Annotated in this window: 10 protein-coding genes and 1 pseudogene; 8 read left to right on the forward strand and 3 right to left on the reverse strand. The window is 70.8% G+C overall.

Going from position 1 to position 12734, the window contains the following annotated elements; genetic code table 11:
- Positions 1–12: 12 nt before the first annotated feature.
- The gene (locus AQJ46_RS41260; RefSeq protein ID WP_059210469.1) at positions 13–1224 is read right to left on the reverse strand and encodes a PP2C family protein-serine/threonine phosphatase; all 1212 of its coding nucleotides are present in this window, start codon (positions 1222–1224) and stop codon (positions 13–15) included.
- Between the two features lie 295 nt (positions 1225–1519).
- Between AQJ46_RS41260 and AQJ46_RS41265 the strand changes: the two genes are divergently transcribed.
- The 4 genes from AQJ46_RS41265 to AQJ46_RS57715 all read left to right on the forward strand — a co-directional run bounded on the left by AQJ46_RS41265 (position 1520) and on the right by AQJ46_RS57715 (position 3647).
- Complete coding sequence (locus AQJ46_RS41265; RefSeq protein ID WP_020120296.1) at positions 1520–1723, forward strand: cold-shock protein; 204 nt, start codon at positions 1520–1522, stop codon at positions 1721–1723.
- 77 nt (positions 1724–1800) lie between these two features.
- A complete protein-coding gene (locus AQJ46_RS41270; protein WP_059210470.1) occupies positions 1801–2154 on the forward strand; it encodes a DUF2071 domain-containing protein in 354 nt (117 codons plus the stop codon).
- Between the two features lie 20 nt (positions 2155–2174).
- Positions 2175–2789: a hypothetical protein gene (locus tag AQJ46_RS41275; RefSeq protein ID WP_225887525.1), complete on the forward strand. Its 615-nt coding sequence runs from the start codon at positions 2175–2177 to the stop codon at positions 2787–2789.
- A gap of 381 nt (positions 2790–3170) precedes the next feature.
- Complete coding sequence (locus tag AQJ46_RS57715) at positions 3171–3647, forward strand: PP2C family protein-serine/threonine phosphatase (RefSeq protein WP_225887526.1); 477 nt, start codon at positions 3171–3173, stop codon at positions 3645–3647.
- A gap of 4 nt (positions 3648–3651) precedes the next feature.
- On the opposite strand, the gene AQJ46_RS41285 is transcribed toward AQJ46_RS57715, so the two are convergent.
- Positions 3652–5538 (reverse strand): ABC transporter ATP-binding protein, encoded by a 1887-nt coding sequence (locus AQJ46_RS41285; RefSeq protein ID WP_059210471.1) that lies wholly within the window; start codon positions 5536–5538, stop codon positions 3652–3654.
- Between the two features lie 150 nt (positions 5539–5688).
- Here AQJ46_RS41285 and AQJ46_RS41290 point away from each other — a divergent pair, with 150 nt between their 5' ends.
- The 3 genes and pseudogenes from AQJ46_RS41290 (at position 5689) to AQJ46_RS41300 (ending at position 8744) form a co-directional block, all read left to right on the forward strand.
- Positions 5689–6663, forward strand: a complete 975-nt coding sequence (locus AQJ46_RS41290; protein ID WP_225887527.1) for a lysylphosphatidylglycerol synthase transmembrane domain-containing protein — start codon at positions 5689–5691, stop codon at positions 6661–6663.
- 140 nt (positions 6664–6803) lie between these two features.
- Positions 6804–7495, forward strand: a pseudogene (locus AQJ46_RS41295) (amino acid permease); the annotation flags it as partial.
- A gap of 163 nt (positions 7496–7658) precedes the next feature.
- Entirely contained in the window at positions 7659–8744 is a 1086-nt protein-coding gene (locus AQJ46_RS41300) for a mechanosensitive ion channel family protein (RefSeq protein ID WP_057617920.1), read from the forward strand.
- Between the two features lie 5 nt (positions 8745–8749).
- Here the strand turns inward: AQJ46_RS41300 and AQJ46_RS41305 are convergent, their stop codons facing one another.
- Positions 8750–10285, reverse strand: a complete 1536-nt coding sequence (locus AQJ46_RS41305; protein ID WP_059210472.1) for a M1 family metallopeptidase — start codon at positions 10283–10285, stop codon at positions 8750–8752.
- Between the two features lie 206 nt (positions 10286–10491).
- Between AQJ46_RS41305 and AQJ46_RS41310 the strand changes: the two genes are divergently transcribed.
- Positions 10492–12711, forward strand: a complete 2220-nt coding sequence (locus tag AQJ46_RS41310; protein WP_059210473.1) for an NADP-dependent isocitrate dehydrogenase — start codon at positions 10492–10494, stop codon at positions 12709–12711.
- Positions 12712–12734 lie beyond the last annotated feature (23 nt).

The following is a 12734-nucleotide window of genomic DNA, read 5'->3' on the forward strand; positions in this document are numbered from 1 at the left end:
GGCGGAGCGTCCCTACAAGCCTCCAAGTCTTTCCGGTCTCTCCCCAGGGCCGGTCCCGACCGGTCGGCGGCGATCGCCGTGCCAGTCCAGGACCAGGACCGTGGCGTCGTCCTTGAGGCTGCCGTGGCAGGCATCGAGGACCGCGCCGGTCAAGGCTCGGACGACTTCGCGCGGGTGCAGCGCGCGGGTGTCGTGAATGACGGACGTCAGGTCGGCCGCCGCGGCACCGCGCTCCTGCATGCCGTCGGTGAGAAGGATCAGGCGGTCCCGGGGACGCAGTTGCAGTTCCTGGACGCGGTAGGAGGCGGGTGCCGCCACACCGAACGGCAGGTTGACGGCGAGCTTGACCTCTTCGACGATGCCGTCACGCAGCCGCAGCGGCCAGGGGTGGCCGGCGTTGACCAGTTCGCACAGGCCGGTTTCGAGGTCGACGCACAGCAACTGTCCGGTGGCCAGCCCGCGGCTGTGGCTCAACAGGGCCTGATGGGCGTGGTGGGCCTGTTTGAGGGCGTCACAACCGCTGCGGCGTGCCCGCCGCAGCGCGCCGACCAACAAGGTGGCCAGCAGTGCGGAGTTCGTGTCGTGGCCCATCGCGTCGGTGATGGACAGGTGCAGGGTGTCGCGGTCGAGGCTGTAGTCGTACGTGTCGCCACCGATGTCGTCGGCGGGGACCAGCCCGGCGGCGAGGGTGAACTGGGCCGCCTCGCAGCAGGGGGCCGAGGGAAGCAACTGGTGCTGGATCTCCGCGGCCAGGCTGGTCTCGGTGGTGCGCCGGCCCAGGTGGTAGAGGTCGGTGAAGCGCCCGTCCGTGACGATGATGTAGGCCAGCGTGTGTGCCGCGTCGCGGACCTGCCGCAGCACGGTGTCGTCCACGGACTGCAGGGTCACCTCCAGGACGCCGATGCAGTCGCCGCGGTTGGTGACCGGCGTGATGACGCGCCGTCCGTCCTGGCCCGCCGGCTCCACATGCTGGCGCTGGCTCCGCAGCACGCTGTCGTAGACACTGCCCCGCAGGTCGATAGGTTCGGCCGGGTCCGGGACCTCGTCGTCGGCCGCGGCGAGCCGTACCAGCCGCTGACCGATGAGGTCGACGAACAGGAAGGACACCCGCTGCGCACCGAACCGCTTCTGCAGGTCGCGGGCCACCACGTCTACGGACTCGCTGGGCGGGGCCGCTTCCGCAGCGGCCAGCAACTCGCCCAGTTCCAGATCTCCACCCTCCACAGCAACCTCCCATCGGCTGTCGCATCTTCTTCCCCGCATCTCCGCAACGTCACCCCGCGTGGCCGACCTGCCTGGTCGAAAAAACAGGTCCAGGAAGTACCCGACACCGGCCCCGTCCTGATGGCGGCCGCCGCTCCCCGGGTGTAGCGTCGTGACCCAGCAGTCGTGGTTCCGAAGTCCCGTTCGCCCGTGATCGCCATCACGGGCGTTCTTGCGTTCCAGCGCCTCTCCGGACCAGGGCGATCACCTCCGGGCACGCAGGGTGCGGGCCCGGTTTCCCTCGAAGGAGACTGTCGTGGCCAAGGGCACTGTCAAGTGGTTCAACAGCGAGAAGGGCTTCGGCTTCATCGAGCAGGAGGGTGGCGGCCCTGACGTCTTCGCCCACTACTCCAACATCGCCGCCCAGGGATTCCGCGAGCTGCAGGAAGGCCAGAAGGTCGAGTTCGACGTGACCCAGGGCCAGAAGGGCCCGCAGGCGGAGAACATCCGTCCCGTCTGATCGCGCTGTGTGACAAGGCCCGGCGAACCCACTCGGGTTCGCCGGGCCTTTGCCTGCCATGGCACGGCCACGAGTCGGTGCCCTACGCCGCCCCCACGACCTGGGCGTTTCCGCGGTTCCCGGGCGGGGACCCGGTGGTCGTGGTGACGTACGGAGCGGACGACGGGGTGGCGTGGGTGGGTCTCACGCCGTTCGTGATGGCGGACGTGCGCCGCGCGGGCGTCCAGCCGTCGGCACAGCACGTGTGGCCGACCTCGCGCCGGCGTACGTACACCCGTTGGCCGGGCCGTCTCTGGGAGATGCCCGTGGAACGCGAACCCTGGCCGCTGACCTGCGCGTCCGTCGACGTCCTGGAGGAGACACCGACCACCGCGGCGGGCCTGCCGACCCCGCACGTCCGGCTGGGGCCCTCCCGGCCCCTTTTCACGTGAGGGGGCCGCACAGCGGGGCCGTGCGCGGCGGACGGCTGCGCTTCGACGGCTGGATCGCCGGCCTGGGAACTGCCTCCGGGACCCGCATCGTGCTGGGGCACTGGCCACGGTCGCCGTTCGGGCCGTTCAGCGACGTGATGCTGGAGCGGCCCGACGGAGAACGGGTGCTGCTCGCCCCCACCCGGCAGACGGCGGAATTCGTCGCCGCCACCTACGTCTTCGACACCGTACGCGTCGTCCCGGTCCGCGTGCGCGTCGCGGACAGGACCTGGAGCGTCACCGCGGGGCCGCTCGACCTGCGTTTCGTGACGGGTCGCAGACGGCTCCTCGGGCTGCTGCTGCGCGCGGTACCCGGCGTGCTCGCCGGACGACCGGGCTGGTGCACGCTCATGTCGTTTCCCGCGCGCGTGCTGCTGCCCGGCGTACACACCCGCGGCAGTGCGCGATCGGGCCGCCGGGAGTGGTACGGCGCCCGGGACCTGCGGCCGATCCACGCGGTGTCGGCGGCCTACGAGGGAGACGACCTCGGTGCGATGGCACCCGTCCTTCCGCCGGTGCGCTTCGGATTCGGGTCCGTGCCGAGCAGACCCGCGCTGACCCGGGTCACGACCACGGTGGCTCTGAAGCCGGACTGAGGACACACGGCCTGACCACCCCCGTCCGAACCGGTGCGCCAAAGCATCCAAAACCGGCAGGATTGGCATCCGGCAGGACCGGCTGGTGCGTACGGAACCGACGAACGTGGCGGCGGAGCTGCAGTGGAAGCTGATGCCGCCCGCCGCCTTCACCGGCCGTGACGTGACCCTGGGCGCGGCGAGCGAGCCCGCCTACGAGAGGGGCGGTGACGCCTTCGACTACGCCCTGAGCGGCAACGTCCTGCATCTGTCGGTGTTCGACGCGATGGGTCACGACACCACCGCGGGGATCACCGCGGGCGTGGCGGTGGCCGCCTGCCGCCACGCCCGCCGCCAGGGGGCCTCGCTCACCGAGACGAGCCACTCCGTCGAGGAGTGCTGGTGGCCCACTTCGGGACCAGCCGCTACGTCACCGGCGTCCTCGCCGACCTCGATCTCGACACGGGGCATCCGACCTGGATCAACCGCGGTCACCCGCTGCCGCTCGTCGTCCGCGACAATCGCTGGACCGTCGAGCTGGTCTGCCCGCCTGCCGGACCGATGGGCGCGGGCCTGGGGCTGCCGGTCGTCGTCAGCCGTGAGCAGCTGGAGCCGGACGACCGGCTGCTGCTGTACACCGACGGGATCGTCGACGCCCGCGACGCCGAGGGGCGGCGGTTCGGCCGTGAGCGGTTCGTCGACTTCGTCGTCCGCCACCACTCCGGCCGCCAGCCCCTGCACGAGACCCTGCGCCGGCTGATGCACGCCGTCCTCGACCACCACTGCGGCCGCCTGGACGACGACGCCTCCGTCCTGCTGACCCGAATGGCGCGCCGGCCACCAGCACCGGCTCGTCCCCTGACTCCCGAGATCGCCTGACGGGCTACGCCACGGCGGCCTCGGTCACCCCGTCGTCGTGCGAGGCGAACTGGGTCCGGTACAGCTCCGCGTACCGGCCGTCGAGCGTGAGCAGTTCCTCGTGCGTCCCCCGTTCCGCGATCCGCCCGTCCTCGACCACCAGGATCTGGTCGGCCGCGCGGACCGTGGACAGCCGGTGGGCGATGACGATCGCCGTCCTGCCCTCCAGCGCCTCGGCGAGCGCCTCCTGGACGGCGGCCTCCGAGGTGTTGTCCAGATGGGCGGTGGCCTCGTCGAGGATGACCACCCGCTGGCGGGCCAGCAGGAGACGCGCGATGGTCATGCGCTGACGCTCGCCGCCGGAGAGCCGGTAGCCGCGCTCGCCGACCACGGTGTCGAGACCGTCCGGCAGGGACCGTACGAGATCGTCCAGGCGGGAGCGGCCCAGGGCGTCCCACAGTTCGGCCTCGGTCGCCTCCGGCCGGGCCAGCAGCAGGTTCGCGCGGACCGTGTCGTGGAAGAGATGGCCGTCCTGGGTGACCATGCCGAGGGTGGCCCGCAGGGACCCGGCGGTCAGGTCGCGGACGTCGACGCCGCCGATGCGTACGGCGCCCTCGTCCACGTCGTAGAGCCGCGGCAGCAGTTGCGCGACGGTCGACTTGCCGGCGCCGGAGGAGCCGACGAGGGCGACGGTCTGGCCGGGTTCGGCGCGGAAGGAGACCCCGTGCAGGACCTCGGCGCCGCCGCGGGTGTCGAGGGAGGCGACCTCCTCCAGGGAGGCCAGGGAGACCTTGTCGGCGGAGGGGTAGCCGAAGCGGACGTCCGAGAACTCGACGGCGACCGGCCCTTCGGGGACCTCACGGGCGTCCGGTTTGTCCTCGATCAGCGGCTTCAGGTCGAGTACCTCGAAGACCCGCTCGAAGCTGACCAGCGCGCTCATGACCTCGACGCGGGCGCCGGCGAGGGCGGTGAGCGGGGCGTACATGCGGGTCAGGAGCAGCGCGAGGGAGACCACGGCGCCCGGTTCCAGGGTGCCGCGCAGCGCGAACCAGCCGCCGAGGCCGTAGACCAGGGCGAGAGCCAGTGCGGAGACCAGGGTCAGGGCGGTGATGAACACCGACTGGGCGGTGGCGGTGCGGACGCCGATGTCGGCCACGCGGCGGGCCCGGGCCGCGAACTCCTCGGACTCCTGCTCCGGGCGGCCGAAGAGCTTGACCAAAGTGGCGCCGGGCGCCGAGAACCGCTCGGTCATCCTCGTGCCCATGGCCGCGTTCAGCGCGGCCGCCTCCCGCTGCATCCGGGCCATCCGGCTGCCCATCCGGCGGGCCGGGATCACGAACACCGGGAGCAGCGCGAGCGCGAGCAGGGTGATCTGCCAGGACAGGGTGAGCATCACCACAAGGGTCAGCAGCAGCGTGACCAGGTTGCTGACCACGCCCGACAGGGTGTTGCTGAAGGCGCGCTGCGCGCCGATGACGTCGTTGTTGAGACGGGAGACCAGCGCTCCCGTACGAGTGCGTGTGAAGAACGCGACCGGCATGCGCTGCACATGATCGAACACAGCCGTCCGCAGATCGAGGATGAGTCCCTCCCCGAGCGCGGCCGACAGTCGTCTGCCGAGGACGCCGAGGGCGGCCTCCGCGACCGCGATGAGGGCGATGAGCAGGGCCAGGCGTACGACCTTGCCCTCGTCGTCGCCCGACACGATCGCGTCGACGATGTGTCCGGCCAGTACGGGCGTGGCGACGGCGAGCAGCGCGGTCGCCACCCCGAGTACGACGAAACGGGCGATACGGGTACGGTGCGGGCGGGCGAACGAGCCGATGCGGCGCAGCGTCACTCGGGCGAACGGGCGGCGCTCCTGCTCGGCGTTCATGACACTGTGCAGCTGTGTCCAGGCTGTGGTCTCCATGCTCATGGGAGAGAACTTAGAACCTCGAGCGTTATTGAGGTCAACGTCCGCACACCAACCGCCCGACCGAAGGACTCGATGACCGCACGTAAGACCCTGGCCCCGCCTCCGCAACCCGCCGTTGGCGCGGCGAGGAAAACCTCTCCCGGTGTGACAGCGGTAGAACTCCCCCAGGGACGCCCTCCCCAGCGCCTCCCCGTCCGCCGTATCCGCCAGATCCTGTGTCTGGTCCCGCTCCTGCTGGTCACCCTTGTGGCGGTGCGGCACCGGTCCGTGCTCGCCGAGGGCTTCGGCCATCTGCGGCACGCCGAGTGGCCGTGGCTCCTCGCCGCGGCCGGTACCACCTCTCTGACCTGGGTGGCCGCCTCCTTCACCCGGCAGGGCGCGGTGGTGGAGCGGCTGCCCCGGCGGCGACTGCTGGCGACCCAGTTCGCGGCGGGCGCGGCGAACCACCTGTTGCCGACGGGCCTCGGCGCGGGGGCGGTCAATCTGCGCTTCATGACCGTGTGCGGTGTCTCGCTCGCCCGCTCCTCGGCCGCGCTCGCCCTGTATCTGCTGGCGGAGTCGATCGGCCGGCTCACCCTGCTGGCCGTGCTGTTCGTCGCCTTCCCGGACGCGCTGCGCCTCGACGGGCTGCTGCCCGACACCGCGGTGGGTCCGCTGCTGCTGGGCCTGGGCGCGGTGCTCGTGGTGGCCGTGAGCGTGCTCGCGGGTGTCCGCCGGGTGCGGACGGCCGTGGGTTCCTTCCTGCGGACCGCGCTGGGCGAGGCCCGCTCGGTGCACACCCGCCCGTCGCGGGCGCTCGCGCTGTGGGGCGGTTCGCTCGCCTTCCCGGCGCTGCAGGCGGCCGGGCTGGCCTCGGTGGGGCAGGCCCTGGGGCTGTCGGTGCCGCCGGCGCACATGGCCGTGGCGTATCTGGCGGCGACCTGCGCGGTGGCGCTGGTGCCCACACCGGGCGGGGTCGGCTCGGTGGAGGCGGCTCTGGTGGTGGCACTGGTGGCGGCCGGCGGCCCGGTGGCCGTAGCCACGGCGGTGGTGCTCGCCTACCGGATCATCACGGTCTGGGTGCCGCTGGTACCAGGGGCGCTGACGCTGGGTGCGCTGGTGCGGCTGAAGGTGATCTGACCCGGGCATCGCTCACCAGGGTGTTCACCGACCGGTGAGCCGCACGCGCACCGGGCCGGCCTCCGGGTCGGCCTGGTGAGTCCAGCGGACGGTCAGCGTGATGGTCCGGTTCGGGACCGCCGTACGCAGGCGTGCGCGGTGCGCGGTGCGGCCAGGAGACCTCCAACGCGTCGATGTCGGCGGCGAAGGGCACCGTGCGTTCCGGCTGGGTGTCGTGGATCGCCGGGCCCGTGCTGCTCGCTGGGCTCACCTTCGCGATCCGGGACCACGGCGCCACGCGGGCCGAGACCGGGGTGCCGCCGGGCCCGCTCCTGCTCGACGGCCTCGGTACGGACGCAGCGCGCGCCCGGTCGTGGTGATCGTGGCGCAGCTGTTCGGCGGCGACGCCGAGGTGGCCGCGGCCAGCCGGATGGTGTCCGCGTTCAGCCGGGACGAGGCCCCGCCGGGTTCGGCGCTCTGGCGGAAGGACAGCGCCGGTGTGCTCGCCCGGCCCCCACTGACTCGGCGACCGCCTACGGCGCGGTGACCGCGATCAACGTCATCGCCATCACGCCCGCGTACGCCGTCCCCGTACTGCGGCGGCTGCGCGCGGGGGAGCCGTTTTCAGCCGGGTCCATGGATCCTGGGGCGGTGCGACAAGCCCGTCGGAGGGACGGCTGTGGTGTGGGTGGCCTGCGTGACGGTGGACGCGATGAGCTGCGCCTCCGTCACCCTGGCCGTCGTCCTGCTTCTCGCCACGGTGTGGTGGTTCGTGGCCCGGCGGTCGCACGGAAAGCCCACGACCGCCGCGTACTCCGAGCGGGAGCACGCCGAACTCGCCGAGGGCATCGTCCGAAACCCCGCCGTCGGGCACGAGGCCAGGTACGAACTCCCGTGCCGGATACGGCAGGATGAGCGGTCGCGTCGGGCACGAAAGCTTCACACGGGCGACGCGATCGCACATCCCGCAATTTCGAACAGGTGGCAACGTGACGGCATTTCAACGGGATCTCACCATGGACGACATGGTCGGCGCCGGCATCGCCGTGGTGGCGGGCCTGGTGGCGGCTTTCCTGCTGCGCATGCTGCTCAAGTGGCTGGGCAAGCACGCGGACCGCACCAAGTGGGGCGGCGACGACGTCCTCGTGGCCGCGCTGCGGACCGTGGTGCCCTCGGCGGCGATCGCGGGCGGCATCGCCGCCGCCGCGGCGGCGATGCCGTTGACCAAGGCGGTCCAGCACACCGTCAACCAGGTCCTGACCGTGCTGCTGATCTTCGTCGTCACGGTGGCGGCGGCCCGGCTGGTCGCGGGGCTCGTGCGGACGGTCACCACGTCCCGCTCCGGGGTGGCCGGTTCGGCCACGATCTTCGTCAACATCACGAGGGTGCTGGTCCTGGCGATCGGTTTCCTGGTCGTCCTGCAGACGCTCGGCATCTCCATAGCGCCGATGCTCACCGCCCTCGGCGTCGGCGGCCTCGCGGTCGCGCTCGCCCTCCAGGACACCCTCGCCAACCTCTTCGCGGGCATCCACATCCTGGCCTCGAAGACCGTCCAGCCCGGCGACTACATCCGGCTGGCCAGCGGCGAGGAGGGCTACGTCGAGGACATCAACTGGCGTCAGACGACGGTCCGCGCGCTCTCCAACAACCTGATCGTGGTGCCCAACGGCGAGCTCGCCAAGACGAACATGACCAACTTCATGCGTCCCGAGCAGCAGTTGACGATCCTGGTGCAGGTCGGGGTGGCCTACGACAGCGATCTCGACCACGTCGAGCGGGTCACCTGCGAGGTCGTCACCCAGGTCATGACGGAGATCGAGGGCGCGGTCCCGGAGCACGAACCACTGGTGCGCTTCCACACGTTCGGCGACTCCCGCATCGGCTTCACGGTCATCCTGGGCGTCGGCGAGTTCAGCGACCAGTTCCGCATCAAGCACGAGTTCATCAAGCAGCTGCACAAGCGCTACCGCGCGGAGGGCATCCGGATCCCGGCGCCCGCGCGGACCGTTGCCCTCCAGCAGGGGTCGGTGTCGATTCCGCAGCAGCGCGGCGCCCAGATCGGGATCGAGCCGGGCGAGGTGTCCTCCGCCCGGCTCGACTGAGTCCGCTAGAGGGTCGCCGAGTTGTCGTGCCAGTGGCCGTCCGTCCGGTTCTGCGGCTGCCGCAGCGCGGAGCTGACCGGCGTCACCGTCCAGTCCGGGTGACCGGGCATCCTCGGGGTCTTGGTGCCGTACAGCCAGTCCCTCAGGAAGCCGGACTGGTCGGCGCCGGAGACCTCGGAGGCGACGGCGATGTAGTCGGCGGTCGACGCCGAGGCGTTGCGGAAGCGCTCCAGGAAGGTGGACTCGATCGCGCCGAAGACGCTCTCGCCGACCTGCTGGCGCAGTGCGTACAGGACGAGGACGCCGCCCAGGTAGCGCTGGCTGTCGAAGAGGTTGGCCTCGTTCGGGGCGGCGACCGGGCCCGAGGACTTGCGCCACTGGTCACCGCGCGCGTAGGTGTCCTTCATGCGGGCTTCCATCGTGGTGAGACCGAGGGAGTCGGCCCAGCCTCGCTCGTAGCGGTAGAGCAGCCCGTAGAAGTCGGCGTGGCCCTCGTTGAGCCACAGGTCGGACCAGGCCGCCGGGCTCACGCTGTTGCCGAAGTAGGAGTGGACCAGCTCGTGCATCATGTGCGAGCCGATGCTCTTCTCCGCCTGGAGCAGGAAGTTCGGCTTGTACAGGGTGAGCGTCTGGGTCTCCAGACCCGTGAAGTCGAAGGCGTTCGAGGCGTCGTTGTTGCACGGCAGCAGGCCGTACGTCTCGAACGGGAAGGCCCCGAGCCGCTGCTCGATCCAGCTCACCAGGTTCGGGGTGAGGGCGAGCGCGGGCTCCAGGGCGGTGGCCCGGGCGGTCGGGACGACGTCCCTGAGCGGGAGTCCGTGCGGCCCCTGCCGGTCCTTGATCACGTAGTCGCCGACCGTGATCTGCACGATCTCGGTGGCGATCGGCTCCCGGGACCGGTAGCAGTACGCGGTCCGGCCGTCGCCGAGGTCCTCGGTGCTCACCAGCCGGCCGCTCGCGACGCCCTTGAGTCCGGCCGGAACGGTGATGCGGAAGGTGAAGTCCGCCTTGTCCGAGGGGTGGTCGTTGCACGGGAAGACGGTGTGCGCCGTATTGGGCTGGGGGCAGATGGCGAAGCCGTCCGGGGTGGGCACCCAGGCGGTGTGGGCCAGGGCGGCTCGCGGGTCCGCCGTGTACGTCACGGTCACGGTCGCCGTGGTCCGCGCGGCCAGCGGGACGGCCGGGGTGATCCGCAGCTTCTCGCCGGCCTGCTCCCGGGCGGCCGGGACGCCGTCGAGCAGGACCTCGTGGACGTCGAGGCCCAGCGCGTCCAGGGAGAGGCGGCTCAGCTCCTGGGTGGTGGTGAGCGTCAGGGTCGCCGTCGCGTCGACGAGCCGGGTCGTGGCGTCGTACGCGAGGTCGAGGTGATAGGCCAGGACGCGGTAGCCGTCATTGCCGAGGCTCGGGAAGACGGGATCCCCGAGGGTCTCCGGGCCAGGGGCGCCGGTCTCCGGGTCAGCGTGCGCCGGGGCGGCCACGGACAGGGCCGCCACGGTGCCGAGCAGAGCTGCCGGGGCCGTCACTCTCGTGCGATATCTCATGGTCTGCTTTCCCTCGGGCGGCCGGGTGGTCGGGTCCGGCCGTCGGATGACTGCGATCAACGTGCATGACCACAAGATCAGACGCTTCGGTTGCCTCGGGGGATGTGCAGGATCTTCGGAAGTAGGCGAGGACCGCTGTCGAGACCGGCGGGATCACGAGATATCTTGATGTCGAGCAATGTTGCAGACGTGGAGCGGAGCACCCGGTGACTGACTCGACCATCATCTATACGCACACTGACGAGGCCCCGGCCCTGGCGACGTATTCCTTCCTGCCGGTGGTCCAGGCGTACGCCTCGCAGGCGGGTGTCTCCGTGGAGACGCGGGACATCTCGCTGGCCGGGCGCATCATCGCCGTGTTCCCGGAGTACCTGACCGAGGACCAGCGGATCCCGGACGCCCTGCACGAGCTGGGCGAGCTGGCGAAGACGCCCGAGGCCAACATCATCAAGCTGCCGAACATCTCGGCGTCGATCCCGCAGCTCAAGACCGCCGTCGCCGAGCTTCAGGCCCAGGGCTACGCGCTGCCGGACTACCCGGACGACCCGAAGACCGACGAGGAGCGGGACATCCAGGCCCGTTACGACAAGGTCAAGGGTTCCGCCGTGAACCCGGTCCTGCGTGAGGGCAACTCCGACCGCCGCGCCCCCGCCTCGGTCAAGAACTACGCCAAGAACCACCCGCACCGCATGGGCGCCTGGTCGTCGGAGTCCAAGACCAACGTGGCGACGATGGGCGTGGACGACTTCCGCTCCACCGAGAAGTCCGTCGTGATCTCCGAGGCCGGCTCGCTGCGGATCGAGCTGGTCGGCGACGACGGCTCCACCACCGTGCTGCGCGAGTCCGTACCGGTTCTCGAGGGCGAGGTCGTCGACGCCTCGGTGCTGCACGTGGCCCCCCTGCGGGAGTTCCTCACCGCGCAGATCGCCCGCGCCAAGGCCGAGGACGTGCTGTTCTCCGTGCACCTGAAGGCCACGATGATGAAGGTCTCCGACCCGATCATCTTCGGCCACGTGGTGCGCGCGTTCTTCCCGAAGACCTTCGCGCAGTACGGCCAGACGCTCGCCGCGGCCGGCCTGACCCCGAACGACGGTCTGGGCGGCATCTACAAGGGCCTGGAGTCCCTGCCCGAGGGCGCCGCGATCAAGGCGTCCTTCGACGCCGAGCTCGCCGAGGGCCCGGCTCTCGCGATGGTCGACTCCGACAAGGGCATCACCAACCTGCACGTGCCGTCCGACGTGATCGTGGACGCCTCGATGCCGGCCATGATCCGCACCTCGGGCCACATGTGGGGCCCGGACGGCCAGGAGGCCGACACCCTCGCTGTCCTGCCGGACTCGTCGTACGCCGGTGTCTACCAGGCCGTGATCGAGGACTGCCGTGCCAACGGCGCCTATGACCCGTCGACCATGGGCTCCGTCCCGAACGTCGGTCTCATGGCGCAGAAGGCCGAGGAGTACGGCTCCCACGACAAGACCTTCGAGATCCAGACCACCGGTACGGTCCGCCTCGTCGACCAGAACGGCAACGCCGTCATCGAGCAGACGGTCTCCGCCGGCGACATCTTCCGCGCCTGCCAGACCAAGGACGCCCCGATCCGCGACTGGGTGAAGCTGGCCGTCACCCGCGCCCGCGCGACCGGCAACCCGGCGGTGTTCTGGCTGGACGAGACCCGCGCCCACGATGCCAACCTGATCGCCAAGGTCGAGCAGTACCTGACCGAGCACGACACCGAGGGCCTGGACATCCGCGTCCTGAACCCGGTCGAGGCGACCAAGCTGTCGGTGGAGCGCATCCGCCGCGGCGAGGACACCATCTCCGTCACCGGCAACGTGCTGCGTGACTACCTCACCGACCTGTTCCCGATCCTGGAGCTGGGCACCAGCGCCAAGATGCTGTCGGTCGTCCCGCTGATGGCGGGCGGCGGCCTGTTCGAGACGGGCGCCGGCGGCTCCGCGCCGAAGCACGTCCAGCAGCTGGTCAAGGAGGACTACCTGCGCTGGGACTCCCTCGGTGAGTTCTTCGCGCTGGTCCCGTCCCTGGAGCAGTACGCCGACTTCACGGGCAACTCCCGCGCGAAGGTCCTCGCCGACACCCTCGACCGCGCCACGGCGACCTTCCTCAACGAGGACAAGTCCCCGACCCGTCGCGTCGGCGGCATCGACAACCGCGGCAGCCACTTCTACCTGTCCCTGTACTGGGCCCAGGAGCTGGCCGCGCAGACCGACGACGCGGACCTGGCGAAGGCCTTCGCCCCGCTCGCCGAGACGCTCGCCGCGAACGAGCAGAAGATCGTCGAAGAGCTGAACGCCGTCCAGGGCAAGCCGGCCGACATCGGCGGCTACTACCAGCCCGACCCGGCCAAGGCCGCGAAGGTCATGCGCCCGTCGACGACGTGGAACGAGACGCTGGCGTCCCTGAGCTGACCCGGGCTCGCTGCGTGCCCCCG

Origin of the sequence: Streptomyces canus (assembly GCF_001514145.1) — a bacterium.
GTDB classification, from domain to species: domain Bacteria; phylum Actinomycetota; class Actinomycetes; order Streptomycetales; family Streptomycetaceae; genus Streptomyces; species Streptomyces canus.

Coding starts and splice junctions, on each gene's coding strand:
- AQJ46_RS41285 (WP_059210471.1), bottom strand. CDS start 5,538: ATGGAGACCACAGCCTGGACACAGCTGCACAGTGTCATGAACGCCGAG.
- AQJ46_RS41300 (WP_057617920.1), top strand. CDS start 7,659: ATGGACGACATGGTCGGCGCCGGCATCGCCGTGGTGGCGGGCCTGGTG.
- AQJ46_RS41305 (WP_059210472.1), bottom strand. CDS start 10,285: ATGAGATATCGCACGAGAGTGACGGCCCCGGCAGCTCTGCTCGGCACC.